The following is a 23,094-nucleotide window of genomic DNA, read 5'->3' on the forward strand; positions in this document are numbered from 1 at the left end:
CAGGTCTTGAGGTGGGATGCTTCAAATGGAGAATTCCGGGGCGGCCTTTACGCGCTTTTGGGTCTTGTCGAGGATAGTGAGATTTTTCTCCTCGTAAATGACGAGTGAGTTGGGTGGCACACTGTGCATGAGGAAGACATTGGCCCCGATGGTGGAGTTTGCGCCGAGCACGGTCTCTCCACCCAGGATGGTTGAGTTCGGATAGATGGTGACACTATCCTCCACGTTCGGATGGCGCTTCTGTCCCTTGATGGCCTGGCCTGTTTCTGTCTTGGCGATGCTGCGAGCACCGAGGGTCACGCCATGATAGATCTTCACGTTGTTGCCAATGCGGCAGGTCTCGCCAATCACCACGCCCGTGCCGTGATCGATGAAGAAGTGTGTCCCGATGCTGGCACCGGGATGGATGTCGATTCCCGTACGAGAGTGAGCCCACTCCGTCATCATGCGAGGAATGACAGGGGCGCCCGCCTTGTGCAGCAGGTGCGCGCAACGCTGGATTGCGATGGCTTCGATGCAGGGATACGAGAGAATGATTTCTTCGCGGCTGACCGCGGAGGGATCGCCATCATAGGCGCACTCCACATCTGTGAGCAGCAACTCACGAACCCCTGGAAGCGTCTGGCAGAACTTGCGGAGGATGGGAGGGGTTTTGCCAGTGGGCTTTTTGGGGTCACCAATGCGCACCGCCTTGCGCACCTGGTCCTCAAGCCGCAGCATCACACGCGAGAAGCGCTGGCTGGTCACTTCTACCAGCAACCCGTGGTGCAGCGCATCCTCATCGTGGAAGCCGGGGAAGAGGATCTGCAGAAGTTCCTCGCAGATCTGGCCCACGGCGCCCTTGGAGGGCATGTTGTGGGAATCGCTATTGTTCAGACCGCCGACATTCTCATAGGAGTCGAGCAGTGCCGGAACGTATTGTCCATAGGGGAGGGCTTCCCAGGGAGCGGCCACATCTTCTTCAAGACTGCGGCCACTGATTCGTTCCGTTTGTTTGGGAGACGCACTCACAAGTGTGGAGGCATGCACAAGCTTTGAGGGGGGAGGGGGCCAGTATCGGTTAACTGGCTGATTGACCACGGTTGCTCGAGGGCGCACGCTGATTCCACGGCGCTTTGGCAAGGAGCAGGCCCATGCCACAGAAGTCCGTGATGCCCGCGAATACAAGACCGGCGCCGACGAAGCCCGAGAGCCACACAAAAGCCGGATGCACAAACCACCCGAGCAGCACGCCGATGAAGACCAACGACCCTGCCACGATGCGCACCTGGCGCTCGAGGCTGATGACTTTCACCTGCCCACGATTCACCGGCAGTCCGGCGGAGATCCACGCGAGAGTGCCGCCTTCCACCACGATGGGTTGGGCAAAACCTTCCGCGGCGAGCTTTTCCGCAGCTTTCGCGGCTCGCTGGCCACTGCGGCAGAGGATGTACACGGGCTTGTCCTTGCTGGCGGTGCCGGAACTGGCCAGTGAAGAGGGGGCGAGTTTATCCAGCGGTTCGAGGCGAGCCTGGGGTACATGCACTTCGGCATATTCCACAGGGGTGCGCACATCAATGACCACGCTGCCGGGTTCTGCGGCGAGGCGCTGGCTGAGTTCGTTGGGGGAAATGGTCTTCATGGGGAAACCTCGCAGAGGAGTGGAAGATTGGAAGAAATTGAAGAAGGGCCTCTGGTATTCTACGCTCCAGCTGAGATCATGGTTATTTGAGGTTCAGTTCCGGGGCAGGCGCTTCAGGACATCTACGAGGGTATCCACTTCGTCGCGAGTGTTGTAGAAGGCCAGCGAGGGGCGCACGCTGCCCTCGACGCCGAACTTGCGCTGCGCGGGCTGGGCGCAGTGATGTCCCGCGCGCACCGCGATGCCGTGCTTGTCCAGGTGCCTTGCGATGTCGACATTGGGGATGCCGGGGATTACAAAGGAAAGCACGCTGGCTTTGTTGGCGGCTGTACCGATGGGCCGGATTCCGGGAATGGTGGCAAGCGACTCGGTGGCGTATTCCAGCAACGCATGTTCATACGCGGCGATGGCGGGCATGCCGATGGACATGAGGTATTCCACCGCTGCACCCAGACCCACCACACCGGCAATGTCCGGCGTGCCGGCCTCGAACTTTTCCGGAGGTTCGTTGTAGACCGTCTTCGCAAAGGTCACGTCCTTGATCATATGTCCACCGCCCTGCCACGGAGGCATTCCGCTCAGGAGCGAGCTTTTGCCGTAGAGCACTCCGATGCCCGTGGGTCCGAAGATTTTGTGACCTGACAGCGTGTAGAAGTCCGCATCCAGTGCCTGTACATTCACCGGCATGTGCGGGGTGGATTGGGCGCCATCCACCAGCACTGGCACGCCGAAGGCATGCGCGAGCGCGATGACCTGCTCCACGGGATTCACCGTTCCGAGGGCATTGGAGACATGCGTGATGGCGACGAGCTTCGTGCGGCCATTGAGCAGGGTGGCAAATTGATCGAGGATCAACTCGCCACGATCATTGATGGGAGCCACGCGGATGGTGGCGCCTGTCTGCTCCGCGAGAAGCTGCCAGGGTACGATGTTCGCATGGTGCTCCATGTGCGTGATGAGGATTTCATCACCAGCGCCAATGTTTTTCCTGCCGTAGCTCTGCGCCACGAGGTTGATGGCCTCTGTCGTACCACGGACGAAGACGATCTCCTTCGCGCTGGATGCCCCGAGGAACTTGCGCACGCTCTCGCGAGCGTTTTCGAAGAGATCCGTGGAACGCGCTGCCAGAGCGTGTGCGGCGCGATGGATGTTGGAGTTGTCCCGGCTGTAGAAGGATGATGTCGCATCGATCACTGCCTTCGGCTTGTGTGTGGTAGCGGCGTTGTCCAGCCAGATGAGTGGACGCCCATTCACCTGTTGATGCAATGCAGGAAAATCGCTGCGAACGGAATGGACATCGAACGCACGGGCAGACGGTATGCCTGAAGCCGACGGTCTTGATGAGCCCAAGCTGCTTGAGAGCTCCTGTACTTGCGCCGCTTCCCGTGGCAGGAAGTAGTAGCGCTCACTCACGGGGAGTGATGACGATTGTTTTTCAGGCGCACCGAGCACGCTCACGGCATGTCCTTCTGCACCGAAGAGCACATGAGGATTGCCGAAGGCGTACTCGCCGTCATCTGCGGAAGATGCGCTTTTGACCGGTTGGGTATCCACATTCGGATGAAGAGAATCCAAGGTGGGATGCACAGGTGGCGCCACATCAGGTTGTCGCGGAGCGAGTGTGGCTATCGAAGGCGTGCCCGGAGCCGTGGGATGTTGGCTATTCCCCCGGTAGAATTCACCCAACAGCCGATGGATGAGCGAGGTGTCCACCCCGCCGAAGGATGGCTCAGGCGGAGTAGTCATAGTAGTTGCCCACGAAAACGTTATCCAGTCGCGCGATGGCATCATGCGTGAGCACGGCCGCGGAGAAATAGCGGGTCACCAGGTGGGAGGCCACGGAGTGTTCGTTGGTTCCCATGTAGCGGACTGAGAGACCGGGCTCGACCTCGCCAGTGACTCCGGTTTTCTGCAATGCGACCACCCCTTGTTCGGCTTCTCCAAGGCGCAGCAGGATGATGGTGGTCTTGTCGTCCTCGAGCGGAAGTTTGTCACTGGGCACCAAAGGAATGCCGCGCCAGGTGATGAAGGGCGAGCCAAGGATATTCACCGTGGGTGGTGGCACGCCACGACGGGTGGCCTCACGACCAAAGGCCGCGATGGCCTTGGGATGCGCGAGGAAGAAGGCAGGCTTCTTCCACACGAGGCGGAGCAATTCATCAAGGTCGTCCGGTGTGGGAGGTCCACTCAGGGTATTGATGCGCTGGCTGTCCACCACTTCCCTGAGCAGGCCGAAGTTGGGATTGTTCAGCAGCTCCCATTCTTCGCGTTCCTTCACCGCTTCCACCACCAGGCGCACTTGCTGGCGAAGCTGATCGATCTCATTGCTGTAGAGATCGGTCACTCGGGTGTGGGTGTTCAGAATTGTCTGGATGGTGCTCAGGTGGTACTCGCGCGGGTTTTCATCGTAGTCCACGAATGTGGAGGGCAGCTTGGGCTCTCCGCCTTCCACAGTGAGCAATTCCACGGTGGCCCGGTCGGTTTTCTGAACCTGGTTCACGCGGTACACTCCGCCATCAATATCAATCCAGGGCAGCAGCTTGAGCAGCCAGCGCGGGGTGATTTCATCCCACTGGGGGACGGTGACGGTGGCGGTGGCGAGGTTGCGTGCCGCGGCGGCGGTGAGACTGAAATGATTGGGATCGCTCATGAGTTGGCTGTGTGTTGCTGTGCCAACAACACGGCAGCCGGCGGGCGGCCATCAGCAGGAGAGGAGTCTGCCAGATGGGAAATCTGCCAGACCGTGTGGGATGAGCCGCGGCCAAGCGCTGCCGTAGGTCAGCACAAGGTGGGTGGTGGTCCGCCGCTCAATTCGAATCGTGGCGCAGGCCGTTGATTCTTCACACAAGCTCAAATGAGATCGTCGCCCTCTAGGTGTGAAGTCCCTGTAAATTGCCCTGTCTCACAGAAAAACAACCGGAAATGGCGGATTTTTCACCAGTGAGGTGTGGCTTCCATGGGTGTGGAACTGCATCTTTGGCAGCTTTTCCACGGTCTCTTCTCGAAGGAGAAGAGAGGTGGCTCGAGCCGGAATCGAACCAGCGACACGATTTCGCGGGGTTTGGACAGCGTCGGCGGGCGAAATAGTACTCGTTTCCAGTGATTTACGACATCTTGGAACATTGCTGCACGTTGACAGGTGTTACCTCATGTGTTACCTGATCTCGCCATGGCTTCGGTGCACAGACCCGATGGGTACCCCTTTTACTTTGCTCACTTCCGGCTTCCTGTCGGGAAAAAGCCGGATGGAGCGACGATTTGGAAGCAATTCAAAAGAAGCACCGGCAAAGAACGGCCCGATGAGGCAATGGTGGAGGCCAAACGCATCGAACGCGAAGAGAAAAAGAAGTCAACGTTCACGGAAGAGAGCGCGCTTGAGGTGATGCATCTTTTGCAGTCTGCTGGAAAGCAAGCTGCCAGGGGGCTCCTGAATCAACAAAGCGCCCAGGCGTTCCTCAGCAAATTGACGGAAATCAGCATTGGCGAGCCTCTGGTCGTTTACACCGTTGAAAAGTGGTTTTCCACGTGGCTAGCCGGGAAGGACAAAAGCCGCTCTAGAGGCACCTACTTGAGGTATCAGGGAATCGTTGACGGGTTTCTTGCATCACTGCCAGAGCGACGGAAGAGGCAGCCCCTGGAAAGCCTGACAGTTGGGGATATCGAGGCATTCAGGGACGCTGAGATCGCAGCCGGAAAATCGGCGTCCAGCGTTAACTTGGCTGTCAAAACCGTTCGAAGCGTGCTCAAGCGTGCGGTTCCCCTCGGGTTGATAAAGGCAAATCCAGCCGATGCCATGGACAGTCTTCCTGAAAAGCGCATCGTTAAGTCAACCTTTGACTTACCTGCCGTACGAGCCCTTCTCACAGCGGCCGAAGGAGATTGGAAGGGCGCCATTCTTGTTGGCTATCTGACTGGTGCTCGACTTGGCGATGTCACAAACCTACAATGGAGCAGCTTCGACTTTACCGGTCGCCGACTGATTTTTACAGCAGGGAAAACCGGTCAGTCGGTAGAACTGCCATTACATGAGTCGCTTAAAGCACACTTCGAGCCTTTGGTTCCCCGGGATGGTAAGGGGCCTGTCTTCGTGACATTGACTGGAAAGACAGCAGGGGGAAGAAATGGTCTGAGTCGACAGTTCTCTGCGCTTCTTAAAAAGGCTGGTATTCAAGGCAAGTCGTATGAGGCCGCGGGCAAATCTGGGCGCACACGCAACACTCTGACCTTTCACAGCCTGCGCCACAGTTTCAATTCAGCCCTCGCGAACGCCGGAGTAGCGCAAGAAATCCGCATGAAACTCACGGGGCATCTTGATGCGAAAGTCAATTCCATTTACACGCATACGGAGTTGGAAACCCTTCGGTTGGCTATTGGCAAGCTTCCGGAAATTACGATCCAACCCGTTTGAGTTTCGTTGGCCACGCTGATGCAGAGACCAACGCCGGCTACTCCCATGCAGAGCTTCAATCACTCAGGGCCGCGGTAGACCTTGTGCCTGGGATGGGGAAGGAGAGTTCGGACGGGACGGACGCGATTTGAGAAGTCGTGGTGGGAAATGGGAAAGCGAGGGAGTGAAACGCGACTATGGCATCGTTCCGTTCGATTCTGCATGTTCCTTCTCAAGCAAAGCCTTTCGCATTGATTCCATAAACGCTCTTGCTTCCTCGTCTGTAAGAGGCTGCTCCATGTGAATCATCTTGTCGATGTCCTGATACTCGTCGAGGAGTTCCGTGAATCTTCCATGATGTTGTTGCCAGTAAGGTCCGAGGTCTGCCTTCGCTGACACGATGTCTTTCTCGGACCAATACTCTGTTTGAGTCGCGAGGAACCACTTTTCAAAACCAGGGTGCATTGGTGGAAGAGAGACTGTTGGCATTTCCAGCGTTGGTGCCTCGTGTTCAGGAATTAGCTTAAGTTCGATGAGGGCTCGGAATGCCGTGTAAACGTTGATTTCAAACCACTCTCCGTTGGTCCTGTGCGCCCGGAAATGATGGTGCAGTGCCTTTTCAGCTTTGGCTTCGTTCGGTAAGTGGATGGTCAGAACCAATCCGCAGGGCTCTGGACTCGCGGTGTAGATAGTCCTGAAGCGAGAGAGAGGGTTTGCAGAGTAACCAATCTTAATCTTGCTGCCGGATTGGATGAAGTAGAGCATTTGTTGAGGGAGTGTTTGAACTACTCTACCCCGGCTTGTTCTGATCTTCAGCCGAGATTTTGTCGATGAATTCAGGCATGTCCGACATCTTGAAGTTCCGTCGCTCTTCCGACTTTCGCCACACATGGCGGATAATGCCGATGTGACAACGGTCTTCTTCATCGCCGTCATTGTAGAACAGCTTTGGGAATCCATTGCCCGCAGGGCGCATTACAGATTCCGGTTCCTCCCCATGGTGTTCGCTCCACAAGAAGACTGCGTCTATGGTCGGTGTGCGCTCTAAGAATGCGTCTGCTTCGCGTACGAGTGCTGTATCGATAGGAGCGAGAACGGTGAGACCCACGAGATTTAGCTCGCCTTCATGGCGCAGTGGAAACTTCGGCGCGATGTCATCGAAGGGCCCTGCTCGGGCTGGTGAGTATTTGGAGCCGTCTACTCTTCGAATCCAGTCACCAGATCGGTATTTTACTTCGAGGTTGATTACTTGCGCACTCGATCTGAACCTCCAATCGGGTCTCTTTTTGCAGCCGGGGAAGGGTCTTGGTTCAATCTCGACGTCTTGGGGTTGCTTGAACCTCGAGAGCCAGAGCATTTGCTGAATGCAGGCGTTGTGCTGGCTGCCTAATAGTTCGTCTCTAAACTTTCTGGGCCATTTTCCCGGAAGTAGCATGGCGCCAATCTTGCAAGCTTTTGAGAGCCTGACCAAGTCTCCCCAGTTTAGTCCGATTCCGTGAGCTGTTAGAGCGTCGGCTACCCCTTCTTCTCCGGACTCGACTCCAAAGTCACTCGTTGGAAGTTCGTAGTATGGAATCCAAAGCTTCTTGTAAAAAGGAGCCGCGTGGAGCCGAAGGTCAAATCCGATGGCCATCATGTCTTCGCAGACCAACTGGGCACGAATGGCAGCTTCATGTGCAGACAGAATAGGACGCTCAGAACCGAAGGGTGCCTTGGCAAGAATGGATTCGAGTTCCTTTGATTCCACGTGAGTTGCTTACTTGCTTAAGGAGAAGGGCTGGGGTTCGTTTTGCTCAGTGGCGGCTTCATGTCCACAGGCGCCTCGCGAGTTCTGCTCCTACAATGAGAAATCCAGTGACGAGAAAAGCTGTCTTCAACAGAAAACAAGTGTAGGCAGGACGATCAACACTCCTGGGCTTCTCAATTTCTCCTTCGATGGTGTTGGTCGTCGTCTTCAGCCTTTCTTCTTCTTTCTCAGTGAACCGTTTGAGACTCAGTGCGCCGAGAAGTGGCTGAAGGATATCGCAGATGAAGTAAGAGACAAAGGCAGACAATGACACGTAGACCAGGAGTGGGAATGTGAACTCACCGTCCTTAAAGAGCCAGCAGATGCCGACGCCTGCGAACCCCAGAGTACGCCCGTGTTCGGTTAGATCACGGGTGTACACTTGGTATTGAGCCCAAAGTTCCTTGCCGGTCATCGAGTAGGAGGAATGGGTGGGGTACGTGTACCAGGGTTATTTGTTGGAGGTGGCGGGGGAGGTGGTGGTGGTGGAGGATTTGAATTGTTCATTGAGAACTAGGTTGAACACAGCGATGATGTGCAAGCAGGAGGAACCAGCTTGTGGTATTGACAACGGCAAAGGGTAGATGGTTAAGTATTACTCCATCCACCCTGACTATTGGTGTCGCTTCTGCTTATCGAGATGCTCACGCACTTTGTCGGCGCCACTGCCAACGGCTCTCACCGCATCACGGAGCTCGGTCGGTGTACATCCCAGTCGCTTGCTCCAGTCTCTCACTTCATAGTCCTCAGTGAGGCTAATCTTGCTGGCGTCTTGTGGACGGCGTTTCGTAAGGTCATCGCTCATGGTAGTCTCTTTTGGTTTGTTGAACTGAGTGTCTTCGTGAAATGGCTTCCAATGCTTAGGAGGTGTGACACTGAGGCGAGCAGTAAACACATCCGTTGACCTGCCGGTGGTGCTGTCGGGCTGCCTGAACCGCGGATGAGCACTGGGTGTGATAGCCCAGGTCCGTCTTGCGGATGGCTAGTCTCAGCCAGTTGCAGTTCTCCTTGTGTACTTCGTGGTCCCCATTGTTCTGGGCGGTATCGTTGACGTAGTATCTGTCCATTGTGCTTTGGGTATGTAGGGTTCTCAGCTTTGCGCCTACATCTTCGCACAGGGGGTGGGACAAATACTGGGTGACGTGGAAAAAAGTTTTGCTATTATTTCCATAATGACCAAGCGTGCAAGTCAGCAGTGGCAGATGCCGAAGAACTCTCCACGCCGGGGGGCTAGCAGGCCGGCCTTCTTACGCATTATGGAGATTCACAAGTGCATCGTTGCAGGTAATTACCCAAATTGTGCGAGCCTTGCTGCAGAGATTGAAGTCAGTGAAAAGTCGATACAGCGCGACATCAGTTTCATGCGTGATCAGTGGGGGCTTCCCCTGGAGTATGACGAAGTTAGACACGGGTATCGGTACACTAAGCCTGTGCATGATTTTCCCATCCTACAGTTGTCCAAAGACGATCTCGTAGCCCTATTCTTAGCTCGTCACGCCCTTGAACCTCTGCGAGGCACTGTTCTCGAAGGCATGCTAACGGAGAGCTTTAGAAAGATTGCGGATGCCTGTCCTGGAATTGTTTCATTTCAATGGCAAGACCTGGACGAAGCCTTTTCTGTCAAAGCCGCAGGCGTACTAACTGCAGATGTCACCTTATTTAATCAACTTCTCACAGCCGTTGGTGAATGCAAAGTGGTGAGCTTCCGATATGAGGGGCTTAAGGGCAAGGGTAAAGAGCTTCGGAAAGTGAACCCATACCATCTTGGCCAAATCGACCATGGGTGGTATCTGCTTGCATGGGACAACGCGAGAAATGCAATGAGAACATTCGCTCTTCAAAGGATCTCCGATGTGCAGGTTCTTGAGGACGCGTTCGTGCGGGACCCGAACTTCAAGGCGACTGAGCATCTGAATCGCGGGTTTGGTGTATGGAGCTATGATGCTCACGAGAAGGCGAAGACCTACGATGTGACAATCCGGTTTTACGATTATGCAGCACGAATTGTCGGCGAGCGGGTTTGGCATCCATCACAATCAATTTCTAAGAGCGGAAAAGACGGAGCAATTGAGTTCAAGGTAAGGCTCCCAGGTCTAGAAGAAATCACTCGATGGGTGCTGAGTTGGGGAAGCAAGGCAGTGGTTCTTGGTCCCAAGGAATTGAAGGACAATGTCACTCGTGAACTGAATGCCATGGTGAGGTCTTACGGAAAGGACTAGCCAATGCTGCTACGCCGCCTTCTCCCTTTCCATCGGCGACAGTCTCTGCATCTTGCCCCTGTCGAAGGTCAGCACTTTTACCCCCGCTCTGTTGGGCCTTCAATGCGCAATGCGGTATCAAGCTGACCTACCGTTCGCTTCCAATTCCGTTTGAACCTTGAGTCCTCCTGCCGGTCACACAGCCAACCCCTATCGTACCACTCATAGTAGGGGATGTGCACGATGTTCCACCCTGCTCGGCGGAGAACGGCCACCCGCTCAAGATGTGCCTCGCCGTAGTTTCTGCCGGTGCCTTGGTCAAAGTGGTGCTGGCCATCGACCTCCACTGCCACGCTCTTGCCAGTCAAAGCACAATGAAGGACAAAGTCCAATCGCTTCTGCCCACAACTCTCCAACCTGGTGCCTGCGGCAACCTGATTGAAAATCTGAATCTGATACCTGTCGGCGCGGTCGGCACAATACTCTTCGAGATATTCTGCAACCCGTTGCTCGAACTCCGACTCCATCAGCTCTTGCCTGTACCGTTCGCGATTGAAGCTCCAGTCGTATCGGCGCACTGAAGTCTCTGAACTTAGTCCGTCAGAGTCTTCCTCGGCCCCTACTCCGAAGTGATTCAAATAGGCCTTCAGGACCTTGGCAGTTGGGGGTAGCCCGCCATACACGAAGTATGTGTAGTCGATGGCTCTGCTCGTCGCCACATTGACACGCCTTTTGTCAGACCAGAAGTTCCCGCCACGTGAAACGCCATCGTGAGCAATTGTGAGGATCATGATATTGCGCTCACTACCTTGAAACTCCTCAGTAGTCCCAATTTGCAGTTTGTAGGTGGCACGCTCCACCGCATCGAAGTAGTCCTCCTCGAAAATCTTCTCCCGAAGGTAGTTGCGTTGGTCAGTTGTGAATGAAAGGACGCCAATAGACGGAGGTCTGCTTTCCGTGAATCCATGTTGCTTTAGTGCAGGTAGTTTCAGCCAGGCCCGCTCCCTGATCAATTGTGAGAGAATCTCCAAGACCTTCTTCACTTCTTCCTCGACCACCTTCTGAGTCGAAAGATTTCCCTCTTCATCCAATCTGCCGCGCTTGCCGCCCGTTTGAAATGCTGAGAAACACTTCTTCTGAACATGAGCAGGCGTCTCGCGCATCAGCTTCAAATTGCAGTCGTAGAAATGGTCACTCGTGAAGGATGACAGTGCAGGCATCGATCGGAAATGTTCCTTCAACAACGTCGAAGACATCGGCAGACCAGGCGATTCAGTGATGAAATCCAGCACCGAGTCCTTGCTGAGAATCATCTTCTTGCTCAAGGCGTCCTGAAATTTGTCGGCACCACAGTGTCGATTCCAAATGAGTTGTTCCAAAGTTCGATTGACCGAGAACATCCCGGCCGAATCCAGGCCAAGCTGTTTTTTGTCACCAACGACGCAGAAACGCGTGCCACGGTAGAGCGCGGGCAGCACCTCGGCAATGTTCACCTGCGATGCTTCATCCACGATGACCAGATCAAACATTTCCGCGTGGAACGGCAGATAGCCGCCGAGGAATCGCATCTCTCCGGCCCAGAGTGGAAACGCTGTTAGTAGCTGTTCATACTGCAGAGCCCCCATTATTTGCTGCAATTTTTCCGCGCTTCGCCAATGCCAGAGCCGAGCAAAAGACTTCAGGTCCGCTTCCGCTTCTTTCGCATGAGCAAGCACTTGAGCGTCAAACAAGGTCTGCACATATCTCGATTGCTGTCGTTCCAGGTCCTCGGAATGATGATCCAGCGAATCACGTGCTGCCTTCAACGAGCCAGGAGCAATCAGCTTTTTGCAGAGGTCAGCCTTCTGCCATTCAGCAATCAACCCCAGCGTCTTCCGAGCGTAAATCAGGGAATGGTCGTGGTGGTCCGCAAGCAGACGGGCAGGATCAAGGTGAAAATCGCGATGCAGAGTACTGAGCAGGCGTTGCAACCAGACCTTCTGACCTCGAAGGAGTTTGCAGTTTTGCTCCACAAACTTCTGCCCGTACAAAACTTCACCCTGTGAAAGGGCCGCATCCCATTGTTCGTCTGTATCGACTCGCTTAGGTTTGGAGAAGTCGAATTGTTCGGGCACCTCCGAAGACAGAAGCTTCCGTCGCCTCACGAATTCTCTGTGCTTTTCTAAATACTCGTGATCACGCTGAATATGGGACTGAATTTGCTTCTTCTGCCCATCCAGCAGGAAGCACTTGGACGCGACAGCGCCACGCGCGGTCTTGGCCTCTAAGCCAAGCTGAGCAAGACGGGAGCGAATGTCATGTCTCGCGACGTCCTGGCTCACTCCAGCCAAATAGTCCGCCATCTTCTGGCGGCCCTCAGTGTCATCACCTGCGTAGATTACTTTGTGCCGGCCAGTGTATCGTTCAACCATCTGCTGAACCACCGCTACAGCGTCCTTCTTCTGCGACACAAGAAGCACTTTCTTGCCGAGTAGGATAGCAGAGAGCATCAACGCCGTGATCGTGTGTGATTTACCTGTGCCAGGTGGCCCTTCGATGTACGACACCTCTTCTTCCCAAGCCCTCGCAACCGCTTCCCGTTGCTCCAAAGACAGTGATAGTGGAAGCAGTTGAATGGTTTCCTCCAGCTTCGCACGATCCTCAAGAGACCGATTGAGCGCGATTCGTCCGTCCAAAACCAGACCGCCCACCAACTTCTTCAACAAGGAGTTCTGAATGCCGTGGCTTTCACATTCTTCCACGAGATGCTTGATCGCATTGTAAGTGCTGATCTCCGTGGGGACAGGCGCGGCAAATACAAACGCCTGGGGGTAGAAGAATAGTTTGCCAGATGTCTGAAGCTCTTTCAGGCGCTTCTCCAGCTTGCTCACCCCAGGCGTGAAGTCGAACTTGTCACCAGCTGCGAAATGCACCCTGTTCTTGATGGAATCAAGACGGAGCCATATCTCGTTGCGGAAGAATCCTGTAATCGCAGGCTCTGCAACGGCCGCCTGTCCGAGTAGGGCACTGCGCCAATCGCGATTGCCACAGTTTTTCTCCAACTTGTCATCAGCCTCGCCCAGGACTGTATGAGCATTCTGCAACAATGGCCCGTAATGCGCCAGATTCGAGTCTTCTTGGATATCGTCCTCAGGCGTGGGCACCGATTTCCCAACAAGGTCAGCCAGCAGCTCCAAATTGAGTTGCACTGACTCCCACTCGACCTGGGGTTCCACTCCATCCCCATCAAAGGAAATTGGCGCGTAGAACACTGGGGCACCAATGCGTGAAGTCGCTCCTCCGGCAGCAGCAGACCGCATCGATCCAGTGATCATGCCGAAGCCAACGTACAGTTGCTTCGATGGATCTCTCCGTAATCGTTGCTTCGAAGACCGGAAGAAGCCAGATCCGTGAAACTCGTTGTGTTCCGTGTAGTTGAAATAGAAAGTGGGATTTGCAGAAGTGCCCTTCAGGACATTCTTGATCCCTCCACGGACCAGAATCTTTCGAGTGACATCCCGAAGGTACCGCAAGTAGCCAGCTACTTGGTTGTCCTGTGCGTTATTGGAGTCCTGGGGCATCGGGAATCACAATGTGATCGGCTCATCCATTTTTTGGAGGACGCTTTTGATCTCGGCATGCATTTGCTCGCCTTCTGCCTCAACTTTCTCGAGGATGTCCTCTTTGGACTTCGTCACTGCTTCAAGAACCTTCTTGAGCAGGTCTGATGTGCGTCCGGTTGCATCCGCCATCCCTTGCAGGTGGGCCTGACTGCGCTGCTTGGAGTCCCCGAGCAAATCCTGAGCATCAGAAGAGGTTTTTACCAGCAATCCCTGAATCTCTTGGCTCAGTCTAGAGGTGGACGACTCTTGATGCTCCTGGATGCGAGCCAACACCTCACTCAAGGTGCTGGACAAGGAAGCCGCTAGGTCATGGGTGCCCTGCTGCTGTTCGGCAATTTGACGTTCTGCATTGGAAGCAAGCTCCACGTGAAGTGCCTCAAGAGCCTTCGCCGTCCGAGAATATAGCAACATCACCAGCGCGCAGATGACAGCGGCTGCTCCAACGCAGTAGATTATTGGTTCCATGAATCAAGTTTAGGCCAGCATTGCAAAAGGCTTCACTGGTCGCAAGCGAAAACCCCTGTCTAGGCAGTGGGTGTCATGTCAGAAAAACGCAGGGGGTGTTTCTGGCTGTGCACCTGCTGCTACACTGGCGCATTTACTTGAGCATGAGTCGATTGCGAGAAAACCTCGAACCTTACTAGAAAGTCCAATAATCGGGGAAGAAGGGGCTTTTGCAAAATTCTACACAGGCCACTACCAGTTCTCCAATGGACTCGTGAAGACGGTCCGTAACGTCCGAGCTCATAGTCAAGCGAGCTAAGCGCCCGCGGCAAGCAGGAACCAGAAGGTCGCGAGACCTTCTTTGCTGAACCAGTTGTATTCAAACTGAACCAGCAGCACGCCGCGTTATGAAACCATTTTGGAGCAGAAGCTCGAACAAATCAAAGCCCGAAATCTACCTATAGTGGCAAGTCGAGTGAACCTAGAGGTGCCGGTCGTTGGACGCCTTCGGTATGATACCAAGGGTGAAACAGTGAGTTCCAGCGATTTATACTTCCTAAATTGCCAGGCGGAATGGGACGCGCAGGAACCTAAGCCCAAAATTCGGCTTGTAGTGATGGGACTTGGACGGGTGGGGAGGGCAAAGATGCTCGCAACCAGCGATATGACCGTGAAACCTCTGTGGGACGAACGCCTCGAACTCTTTGAAAAGCGTGTGTTGGGATTAGCTCACAAGAAGTAGGCACGCAGGGCATTCAGACCTGGTTGCGCATTGACCGGGTTTGAATACGGACAGCTCGACTATGTTTTGAAACTGTGTTGGAGGGAAGTGGAGGAGATTTGAGCCACTGCAGAATCCTTCGTCTCCAAAGGCTTGCGTTTTCCGGTGAGAAACCGTTAGAACTTACGCGTAGCGGCAGATAGAAAGCTTACGCCATTTATTCGCTATGGAACTACAAATCTCAAGAGACGGAGTGGTTATACAAGCACTTGAACTTGAGGGACTGGCCGGAGCTGTTGCAGACGGGACAATCCTCCAAACTGACTACGGATGGCACGAGGGGATGACGGATTGGAAGCTTGTGAGCGAACTTGTATCTCCTGCTGTGCCTAAGAAACGGAGGAAGACCGCAAAGTCTTCCGAGGCGAAGAAGGACTGGCGACAAGATCCAGCGACAGAAAAGCAAATTGAGTTCCTTAAATCGTTCGGAGTGACTCCTGCACCGAACCTAAAAAAAGGAGAGGCATCGGAGTTGATCGATCGATGTATCAATGACCCCGAAGCGCGAAGGATTCAGGATGAGAAACGCTTTGCTGATTGGGAGGCGGTGATGAAGCGACAGCGCCAGGAGCGCGCTGCCTCGGGAGCTTTCTCATTTAGGAAGGATTTTGAGAAGGCAAAGACCGAGGTTGCGAAAGAGATGGATCGCATTTCTAAGAGTAAGGTGGCTGCTGCTTCCAAAAAGAAGGAGCTAGCATTGCTTCAAAAGCGGCTGACACACGCGGTCGGAGCTGAAAAGGAGGAGATTGAAGAGCAGATCGAGGACATAGAATGCGACCTAATTGACCTTGAATGCGATCCGATTGACCTCCAATGCTGCAAGGAGGAGTTGAAGGAAGCGGAAACTGTCCGGATCAAATTCTGGAAGGCTACTTTCAAAAGGGATTGGATTCAATCTGACGATGCCATGGAATACGACGTGTTGGTTGATGTAAGCACCACCATCGATAAGCTCTACGAGGAGTACGGCCAATACTTCAAGAGTCCCACCAATAAGCAGATTAAGGACGTTCTTGAGTCGTTAGACAGCGCCTCGCTCGATTGGGATAGAGCGCAACCCGATGCGTTCTTCGCTCGCCTTCACCACATCTCTCCTAGTCAGATGAAGGTAGGCGCAGGAATTCGAACATCTAAAAGTTCAACATCTCGTACGAAGGCGGGCAAGGGGAAAGGATGTTTGGTTGTCCTGCTTTCTGGAGTGCTTCTCTTTGTGACGATGGTCGTTGTACTTGCGTACATTGCGGACCAGGCGTCACCAAGAAATGATGGTTCTAGAATGGTTGGGTAAAAGCTGGATTGATTCATTGAGAGGCTGAGAGCGGTATCCATTCTTCCGTTCCCTCTTTACAGCACAGTGTCTCCGGTGATGCGACACCTGTGTCCTTGAGGGCTTGCAGTTGCTCTTGCGAGAAGGGCCCTTTTACCTCTTCGGAAATGAATAGGTACATTCCTACGGCCTTTGGTTGTGAGACCGGATGGACGCCTGCAGTGGGATCAATTTCCTCACCGGTGTACTCAGGCGAGAGTTTGATCTCGTCACTGAGCTGATCCAGTTTCGCGATCACATTCTGGATGTTCTCTTTCAGCACGGCATAGGGCTCCGATCTTGACGCCTTGAACGCGCGCCCAATTTTGCTCGTAGACGGCATCGAGCTCTTTGGTGTACCCTTGAGGCCACTCAGTAACGAACGGCCGATCTCTTCGAAAGCTTCTCGTTTGAGATCCGCAGCCGACTTGCCGTTGCTACTACGAACAATGAACGGCGTGATGTCGCGTTTAAGCGCCATCAGTTGCCGTCGCATCTCACGTATGTCAGCCAATACCTTCTTGCCGCTAGCACGGTCGTTCCAGCGAATTGCAAGATTGACCATGCCATCGGAAAGGTCATCGCCGAGTATTTGAGCAAATCGCTGGTTCGCTTCTGCTGCAGTCATGAAAGAGGGGTGTAGCTTTGTTCCTATACGCTAACAAACGTGCCCACAATTCAAGAGGGTAGTCGTCGGACGTCTCGGACCGTGTTTTTAAAATGCGACTGGAACGGCAGTGGGAAGGGGAGACCAGGCTGTGCAAAGTTCTCCACAAGCACTCACGCAGATTTCCCAATGAACTTCAGAAAGACGGTCCGTAACGTCCGAGGCCAGTCGCGAGAATCTTGGTGTCAGGAAACAGCCTATACTCCGCGAAATGCGGGAACCGATGAACGTCCCGGAGGTAAAAAGGTAACACCCTAAGCTTATTGAATCGATCTATACCATCAAACCATTTGGGGATAGAACAGGCTCTTGAGGACGTCTGCGTTCCTCACCTCCAAAGCGATGCCGAGTGTTCAGCCTCGTCAAACAGGCTGTAGAGTGGTATGGTAGCGAATGATTGAGACCAAACCGACGCCGAGTGAGATAAAGGCCCGTATTCGCGCAAGCAAGCAGAGGCCGAAGAAAGTTCCGTCTAAATGCAATTCGTGCAACGGTACCGGCGAAGCCATTTCTCCTGGACGTTACGCATCTCGTTGCCCTGACTGCTTTGGTTCTGGATTCGCGCGGCAATCACCTGATCAACAGATGGGTGCCTTTGTGTTTGGCTCCGCTCAGCGTTGAATTTTCCTCCAGAACCGGGACGTCTCGAACCCCCGAAACTCCGATTGAGGCTGAGAGGAAGGGGAGTCGAGCGTGTGCAAAATTCTACACAGGCTGGCACCAAATCTCCCATGGACTTCAGAAAGATGGTCCGTAGCGTCCGAGAGGATGGCAAACCAAGCCAAACAACGGATCATCCGTCAGATCACTCGCCTTCACGCAAAGCGGGAACCGTTGAACGTGTCGGCGGTAAAGAGAAATATCCGAAGCTCATTGAATCGGTCTACGCCATCTCAGCGAGTGCCGTCGCTGCGGTGGCCATCGCGACGGAATCGCGACCGTTTTGTTCGGTGATTTTCCGGAGGTGGGAGCGGTCGCGCAGCCAGGCAAGCTGGTCTGCGAAAAGGGAGCGCAGCAGTTCGCAGTAGCGGCGCATCTTGTCCTCCTCGGGATGATGGTGGAGGTCAATCTGCTGGAAGAGATCGAGCTCCTGGAAGCGACTGCGGGCGGATCGTTCGCTTCCGCCCCAGGTCCTCAGCACATCCAGCCGGGAGCCGGGAAACATCTCCATGAGTGTGCGCGTCTGCTCCTCGTTCACCACCGCACGAATGCGGGCACGGACGGGCACCCATTCTTCGAGGGTGACATCTCCCCGCTCGAACAGCAGACGGAATTCCTGCCGATCAAGGCGTGAGGGCTGGGTGAAGCTGTGGTGGAAATGTACCAGCGCACCCGTCGCATGGCGCACGGTACATTGCACCATCTCTTCGATGCCTGACACTGGCCGCAAGGAACGCTGGGCTGCCACCACCTCTCCCTGGCCCAGCCAGCCGGCGAAAAGGTCAAAGAAGTGGACGCCGTGCTCGACGAAAATGCCGCCGCTTTTTCCGCGGTCCCAGAACCAATGATTGGGACCGAGACCTTCGTCGCTGGCGAAGTTCTCCAATCGTCCATAGAGGCAGGCACCGAGCACGCGGGACTCCACGAGACGGGTAATGACGTCGGACAGCGGATTGTAGCGCTGCATGAGATTTGCGATGCAGAGCAGGTCCCGGGATTTAGCCAGAGCGAGAAGTTCGTCCGCTTCAGCGATGGTCATGGAGAGCGGTTTTTCGCAGATGACATGCTTGCCCGCTTCCAGAGCGGCACGCGCCTGGGAGAAGTGAAGAAACGGAGGCGTGGCAATGTACACGAGATCCACGCCGGGGTCCGTGAGCAGAGCCTCCTCACTCATGACGTCAGCAACGCCGAAGCGCTTTGCCATGGCCAAGGCAGCCTCGCGGTGAGTGCCTGCGATGCCCACGAGCTGGGTGCCGGGGACTTGAAGGAACTGTTGAAGCGCGAAGAGACCGAAGCCCCCAGCGCCAATGGCGCCGATGCGCACGGTTTCATATCTCATGGTAGATGGCAGGTTGGGACAGGACGCGAAAGATAACGACACCAAACTGGGTGACAAAGCAGGGCATCACACCGGCTCAGCTCGCAGTGCGGCCAGCAGGTCATCCAGCGACATGCTCGCGATGGCAGATGCCTTGTCGCTCATGGCATAGGGCAGGATGAGCTGGCGACCATGCAGCATGGAACCGCAACTGTAGACGACGTTCGGCACATACCCTTCGCGCTCGTTGCCTTCTGGGGCGAGGAGTGGCTGGCGCAGACGTGCGATAACCTTCCTTGGATCCTCAAGATCGAGCAGCACGACTCCGATGCAGTATTTTCTCATGGGTCCAACCCCATGAGTAATAACGAGCCAACCGGCCTCTGTCTCGATGGGTGAGCCGCAGTTGCCCACCTTCACGGATTCCCACATCTCCGAGGGACGGAGGATCACTTCCGGGTCATTCCAGTGATGGGGATCGTCCGAAAACATGATGAAGAGGTTCTCATCGTCCTGCCGCGAAAGCATCACGTAACGCCCCTGGATACGCCGGGGGAAGAGCGCCATGCCCTTGTTCTGCACGGCACTGCCATTGAGGGTGAGGATGCGGAAATGGAGGAAGTCCTTTGTCTCGATAAGCATGGGCAGGATGGCCCGCCCATTGTAGGCTGTGTAGGTGGCGTAATACATCACCGCCCCATCGTCATCCACAAAGCGGACAAAGCGTGCGTCCTCGATGCCATTAGTTTCATTCGGAGAGACGGGGAAAATGATACGCTCACTGATGGCGAGCTTGTTGGAGAAGCTGAGCTCATAGTTGGAGTCGGCCAGCCACTGGATGCACTCCAGTGTGCGGGTGAGATCGCGTGTGGTAGGCTGGTGCTCACGCCGCACGGTGCTGATGCTTTTGTTCAGGTCACTGAGTGTGAAATCCTCTGCCAGCGGGGCCATGACGGCATCGGCATGGCCTCCGTCGAATCCCATCTCAGCCAGCTTGATGATGAAACGTCGTCTTCTGTAAGTGGGATTGGGGACGACAACGGGCACCGTGACGAAGCGTGACACGGGGTCCAGTGCGATATTTCCGTCTGGCGAGATGGTGCCGACGCGGAATTCGATGGAGGAGATATGCCCCTCGCCCGTGGCGCGGAGGCTCATGACGAAGCGCAGGGCCCCAGCATCAAGACCGCTCTGGTCTGGATGGGGTACAATGGAGGGATTGAAGATGGCAGCGGACTCCAGCGCATATTCACCGGAGAACAAAGCGCCAATGAGCATTTTTCGTTCGTTGGAGAGTGGGCGCTGGGTGAACACATGCCGCTCCACCTTCTGAAAATGCCCAAGCAGCAGCGATGCGATGTCGAAGTGGCGTCCCTCGAACTCCTGCTTCACTGCATCCAACTGATGGCAGACCTCCTCTTCCGTAAGAGCGAGCGCCCGACCGATGATGGTGGTGATGCGATGGATTTCCGCAGGGATGAATGGACGAATGATTACCCTTGCGCTTTCGGGAAGGAGCGTCACCTCGTGACGCCGGAGGTGAACAGGACTCATGAAGTAAGATGCGGCAATGGTGGAGTGGGATGTGCAGCGCCTGCCATTTCGGCAAGTGCCAGGTGAAAGGCCAGCGTGGACTCCGCACCCTGATTTTCGTTCACGCGATCATGATGCAAGCCATCGCTGCAACCGCCTGTGGTGAAGTCATAAAGCGCCAGACCCAGATCGTTGCGCCCAAGGAACCATTCGAAGGCGCGCTTCGCCTCACGCGACCATGAAGCATCCTGGGTGGCACGGAAGGCTTCAAAACACGCAGACACCATGGCTTGTGCTTCTACCGGCTGTTGGTCGAAGTCGGCGCGTGCACCATCCCGCACATAGAATCCATTGCTGCCAATGGGGCGGTAGCAGCCTGTCTGCGTCTTCTGGATCGACACCAGCCAACCGAGTGACTTGAGCCCGATTTCCATCGCCACCTTATCTCGCGACCATTGGCTGCTGAGAATGAGTGCCTGGCAAAGGCGTGCATTGTCATAGGTGACATAGGGCTCAAACCACGGCCAGTTTGCGGTCGCGCAGGTGTTCCAGAGATCCACGAGCCGGTTCGTGAGCAACGCACGCATGGCGGCGAGTTCCGGAGTGCAATTGAACTGGCGCAGATACTCGTGGATGCCCAGCAGGGTGAAGCTCCACGCACGGGGTGAGGTGAAGGAAGAAACCGCCTCCAGTCCTCGCTCGAATAGTTGCGCCGAAAGCCTGCGGTGGCCTTCATTGCGAGAGTGGCCCGCGCCCACTCCAGCAGCCCACAATGCCCGAGCATGGCTGTCTTCACTCCCATATTCCTCCAGCCACTGGCGCCCGTGGCTCATGAAATTGCGGAAGCGGCCACTGCCGTAGTCGAGCGCTGCGGCGAGAAATGCAAGGTAGCTGGTGGCCAGGGTGCCGAGATTCTCCGCCGGCGGATCACCTCCAATCTCCTCAAGCATGTTGCACAGGATGAAGGCGCGCGCGTTGTCATCCGTGCAGTAGCCCTCATGGAAGTTCGGCACATTGAAGATCGCGTGCTGGAAGATGCCTGTGCCATCGCTCATACGCACCACGTGGTCCAGGCGCAGGGGTGGGAGGGCGTAGGGACGGCTGTTGAGGGTCCACCCCGCGAAGGCAGTGCGAGGAGTGGCCCTTCGCGTCGCACGGGCTTGTTGAAAGGATTCCAGGTAACGCTCTGCCACAGCGGGCCAGATCATCTCGCGACCCATGGCATAGGCGTCGGCACGCATCCTTTCCATGTGCAGAGGATCATCGAGCAGTTTGCAGACAGCGTCTGCAATCGCTTGGGAATCGCGGAAAGGCACGAGTTCCCCACGCCCGTCTGCCAGGAGTTCCTGCGCGTGCCAGTAGGGTGTGGAGACCACGGCTTTCCCAGCTCCGAACACGTAAGCCAGTGTCCCGGAGGTGATCTGGGCTTCATTCAGATACGGTGTGAGATAGATGTCCGTCGCGCCGATGAATTCTTTGAGGTCGTCCTGCGAGACGAAGCGGTTGTAGAAGATGATGTGATCTTTCACGCCCCGGTCTTCCGCGAGGCGTTCGAGGCTAAGGCGGTAGCGCTCCCCCTCACGTTCCAGTAGATGGGGGTGCGTGGCACCCAGCACCAAGTACACCACGTCAGGATGGCGCTGAACGATCTGTGGCAATGCTTCTATCACATGCTCGATTCCCTTGCCCGGGCCGAGTAACCCAAAGGTGAGGAGTACCTGCCGACCCTTCACGCCAAACTGCTCCTTGTAACCACCGGAATCCGCAAAGGGCATATTCAGGATGCCATGTGGAATGAGGTCCACCTTCGCTTCCGGAATCCGGTAAGTCTCACGGAGGATCTCAGCTCCCTTGTGCGCCATGACCACGAGGCGATCACTGCGTTCGGCCAATTCCTCCATCACCCTCCGCTGCACGGGATTCGGCTCCCGGAGAATGGTGTGCAGCGTGGTCACCACTGGCATCCGCAATTCCTTGATGAGGGCGAGAAGATGGCTCCCACTCGGGCCGCCATAGATTCCGAATTCGTGCTGCACGCAGAGCACATCAACGTTGTTGAAGTTCAGAAAGTCCGCGGCACGCCTATAGGAATCGAGGTCCTTCTCCAACAACTCAAATCGGACGCGCGGCGGATAGTCGTACCCTTCCGTGCGGTCATTCACCGCGCCCGCAAAACACTCCGCGTCATGAGCTGCGAGCGACACCGATTCGCAGAGGTCATGGGTGAATGTGGCAATTCCACAAAGCCTTGGCAGGTAATTGCCGAGGAACGCGATTCGCTGAAGGCCAGGGGTGCTCAGGACAATCCTCTCACATGAATGGACATGCCCTACAAGACAACCTGCATGACATAAAGCAACCGAGTTTGCTGATCTTCGGCCAGGAGTGGCGAGTCATTACGCCAACAACTATGCGGCCATCATGACTCGATCTCGATCATGTGGCACCCGCTCAGTATCAAGTCGTGAGAACCATTGGCGCGCTGCGATGAAGACAACTATGCTGAGAAAAGAGCAAGTAGGCTGATCGACCACTAGGGATAAATCAGCTTCCAGTTAGCTGGAAAACTCTCCAGCTCAGTCTGCAAATCAGCAACTTTCATCGCGCAAACACTGCGCTTGGGAGAGGCAGTCACATGCAGGAACGTTAGCGCCGCGGTCGCAATCTTGAGTCTTGACTGCAACGCTTTGAACTTTGCGACGTTCTCAAGCGTTGGCTCCATTCTTAAAGCGTAACACCAAAGTGTCGCGCGGCTAGGAATTTCGCCTCCTCCATACGACTGTGCAGATTG

General features: G+C 55.2%; 17 protein-coding genes. 3 read left to right on the forward strand and 14 right to left on the reverse strand.

Annotated features, from left to right (window positions below; translation table 11 throughout):
• Positions 1-21 precede the first annotated feature (21 nt).
• The 4 genes from DES53_RS19885 to DES53_RS19900 form a co-directional block, all read right to left on the reverse strand.
• Positions 22-954 carry a serine O-acetyltransferase gene (locus DES53_RS19885; protein ID WP_245958209.1) on the reverse strand — a complete coding sequence of 311 codons (933 nt, stop codon included), beginning with the start codon at positions 952-954 and terminating at the stop codon, positions 22-24.
• Positions 955-1,060: 106 nt separating this feature from the next.
• On the reverse strand, positions 1,061-1,621 hold the full coding sequence (locus DES53_RS19890; protein WP_113960053.1) for a rhodanese-like domain-containing protein: 561 nt from the start codon (positions 1,619-1,621) through the stop codon (positions 1,061-1,063).
• A 93-nt stretch (positions 1,622-1,714) separates the two neighbouring features.
• Positions 1,715-3,367, reverse strand: a complete 1,653-nt coding sequence (locus DES53_RS19895; protein WP_211325621.1) for a cysteine desulfurase — start codon at positions 3,365-3,367, stop codon at positions 1,715-1,717.
• Positions 3,351-4,271, reverse strand: coding sequence for a family 2A encapsulin nanocompartment shell protein (locus DES53_RS19900; protein ID WP_113960055.1), 921 nt, complete (start codon positions 4,269-4,271; stop codon positions 3,351-3,353). The genes DES53_RS19895 and DES53_RS19900 overlap by 17 nt, the downstream gene beginning before the upstream one ends.
• A gap of 519 nt (positions 4,272-4,790) precedes the next feature.
• On the opposite strand from DES53_RS19900, the gene DES53_RS19905 reads away from it, so the two are divergent.
• Positions 4,791-6,029 carry a tyrosine-type recombinase/integrase gene (locus DES53_RS19905; RefSeq protein WP_113960056.1) on the forward strand — a complete coding sequence of 413 codons (1,239 nt, stop codon included), beginning with the start codon at positions 4,791-4,793 and terminating at the stop codon, positions 6,027-6,029.
• Positions 6,030-6,203: 174 nt separating this feature from the next.
• Here DES53_RS19905 and DES53_RS19910 read toward each other — a convergent pair whose 3' ends face one another.
• The 4 genes from DES53_RS19910 to DES53_RS19920 form a co-directional block, all read right to left on the reverse strand.
• Entirely contained in the window at positions 6,204-6,773 is a 570-nt protein-coding gene (locus DES53_RS19910) for a GIY-YIG nuclease family protein (RefSeq protein WP_170157244.1), read from the reverse strand.
• A gap of 25 nt (positions 6,774-6,798) precedes the next feature.
• Positions 6,799-7,755: a hypothetical protein gene (locus DES53_RS33095; RefSeq protein ID WP_170157245.1), complete on the reverse strand. Its 957-nt coding sequence runs from the start codon at positions 7,753-7,755 to the stop codon at positions 6,799-6,801.
• A 58-nt stretch (positions 7,756-7,813) separates the two neighbouring features.
• Positions 7,814-8,209: a hypothetical protein gene (locus DES53_RS19915; RefSeq protein ID WP_113960058.1), complete on the reverse strand. Its 396-nt coding sequence runs from the start codon at positions 8,207-8,209 to the stop codon at positions 7,814-7,816.
• A 198-nt stretch (positions 8,210-8,407) separates the two neighbouring features.
• The gene (locus tag DES53_RS19920) at positions 8,408-8,599 is read right to left on the reverse strand and encodes a DUF3606 domain-containing protein (protein WP_113960059.1); all 192 of its coding nucleotides are present in this window, start codon (positions 8,597-8,599) and stop codon (positions 8,408-8,410) included.
• Positions 8,600-8,966: 367 nt separating this feature from the next.
• Between DES53_RS19920 and DES53_RS19930 the strand changes: the two genes are divergently transcribed.
• Positions 8,967-10,013: a helix-turn-helix transcriptional regulator gene (locus DES53_RS19930; protein ID WP_113960060.1), complete on the forward strand. Its 1,047-nt coding sequence runs from the start codon at positions 8,967-8,969 to the stop codon at positions 10,011-10,013.
• Positions 10,014-10,090: 77 nt separating this feature from the next.
• Here DES53_RS19930 and DES53_RS19935 read toward each other — a convergent pair whose 3' ends face one another.
• Positions 10,091-13,552, reverse strand: a complete 3,462-nt coding sequence (locus tag DES53_RS19935; protein ID WP_113960061.1) for an AAA domain-containing protein — start codon at positions 13,550-13,552, stop codon at positions 10,091-10,093.
• A 6-nt stretch (positions 13,553-13,558) separates the two neighbouring features.
• On the reverse strand, positions 13,559-14,059 hold the full coding sequence (locus DES53_RS19940) for a hypothetical protein (protein WP_113960062.1): 501 nt from the start codon (positions 14,057-14,059) through the stop codon (positions 13,559-13,561).
• A 926-nt stretch (positions 14,060-14,985) separates the two neighbouring features.
• Here DES53_RS19940 and DES53_RS19950 point away from each other — a divergent pair.
• Complete coding sequence (locus tag DES53_RS19950; RefSeq protein ID WP_113960064.1) at positions 14,986-16,107, forward strand: DUF4339 domain-containing protein; 1,122 nt, start codon at positions 14,986-14,988, stop codon at positions 16,105-16,107.
• A 13-nt stretch (positions 16,108-16,120) separates the two neighbouring features.
• Here the strand turns inward: DES53_RS19950 and DES53_RS19955 are convergent, their stop codons facing one another.
• The 4 genes from DES53_RS19955 to DES53_RS19970 all read right to left on the reverse strand — a co-directional run bounded on the left by DES53_RS19955 (position 16,121) and on the right by DES53_RS19970 (position 22,603).
• Positions 16,121-16,753, reverse strand: a complete 633-nt coding sequence (locus DES53_RS19955) for a DUF4339 domain-containing protein (RefSeq protein ID WP_113960065.1) — start codon at positions 16,751-16,753, stop codon at positions 16,121-16,123.
• A gap of 922 nt (positions 16,754-17,675) precedes the next feature.
• The gene (locus DES53_RS19960) at positions 17,676-18,791 is read right to left on the reverse strand and encodes a Gfo/Idh/MocA family protein (RefSeq protein ID WP_113960066.1); all 1,116 of its coding nucleotides are present in this window, start codon (positions 18,789-18,791) and stop codon (positions 17,676-17,678) included.
• Between the two features lie 66 nt (positions 18,792-18,857).
• On the reverse strand, positions 18,858-20,324 hold the full coding sequence (locus DES53_RS19965) for a glycoside hydrolase family 130 protein (RefSeq protein WP_113960067.1): 1,467 nt from the start codon (positions 20,322-20,324) through the stop codon (positions 18,858-18,860).
• Positions 20,321-22,603, reverse strand: a complete 2,283-nt coding sequence (locus tag DES53_RS19970; protein WP_113960068.1) for a glycosyltransferase — start codon at positions 22,601-22,603, stop codon at positions 20,321-20,323. Before DES53_RS19970 ends, DES53_RS19965 begins: the two co-directional genes overlap by 4 nt.
• Positions 22,604-23,094 lie beyond the last annotated feature (491 nt).

Source organism: Roseimicrobium gellanilyticum (assembly GCF_003315205.1).
GTDB lineage: Bacteria > Verrucomicrobiota > Verrucomicrobiia > Verrucomicrobiales > Verrucomicrobiaceae > Roseimicrobium > Roseimicrobium gellanilyticum.

Coding starts and splice junctions, on each gene's coding strand:
- DES53_RS19890 (WP_113960053.1), bottom strand. CDS start 1,621: ATGAAGACCATTTCCCCCAACGAACTCAGCCAGCGCCTCGCCGCAGAA.
- DES53_RS19895 (WP_211325621.1), bottom strand. CDS start 3,367: ATGACTACTCCGCCTGAGCCATCCTTCGGCGGGGTGGACACCTCGCTC.
- DES53_RS19900 (WP_113960055.1), bottom strand. CDS start 4,271: ATGAGCGATCCCAATCATTTCAGTCTCACCGCCGCCGCGGCACGCAAC.
- DES53_RS19905 (WP_113960056.1), top strand. CDS start 4,791: ATGGCTTCGGTGCACAGACCCGATGGGTACCCCTTTTACTTTGCTCAC.
- DES53_RS19910 (WP_170157244.1), bottom strand. CDS start 6,773: ATGCTCTACTTCATCCAATCCGGCAGCAAGATTAAGATTGGTTACTCT.
- DES53_RS19915 (WP_113960058.1), bottom strand. CDS start 8,209: ATGACCGGCAAGGAACTTTGGGCTCAATACCAAGTGTACACCCGTGAT.
- DES53_RS19920 (WP_113960059.1), bottom strand. CDS start 8,599: ATGAGCGATGACCTTACGAAACGCCGTCCACAAGACGCCAGCAAGATT.
- DES53_RS19930 (WP_113960060.1), top strand. CDS start 8,967: ATGACCAAGCGTGCAAGTCAGCAGTGGCAGATGCCGAAGAACTCTCCA.
- DES53_RS19935 (WP_113960061.1), bottom strand. CDS start 13,552: ATGCCCCAGGACTCCAATAACGCACAGGACAACCAAGTAGCTGGCTAC.
- DES53_RS19940 (WP_113960062.1), bottom strand. CDS start 14,059: ATGGAACCAATAATCTACTGCGTTGGAGCAGCCGCTGTCATCTGCGCG.
- DES53_RS19950 (WP_113960064.1), top strand. CDS start 14,986: ATGGAACTACAAATCTCAAGAGACGGAGTGGTTATACAAGCACTTGAA.
- DES53_RS19955 (WP_113960065.1), bottom strand. CDS start 16,753: ATGACTGCAGCAGAAGCGAACCAGCGATTTGCTCAAATACTCGGCGAT.
- DES53_RS19960 (WP_113960066.1), bottom strand. CDS start 18,791: ATGAGATATGAAACCGTGCGCATCGGCGCCATTGGCGCTGGGGGCTTC.
- DES53_RS19965 (WP_113960067.1), bottom strand. CDS start 20,324: ATGAGTCCTGTTCACCTCCGGCGTCACGAGGTGACGCTCCTTCCCGAA.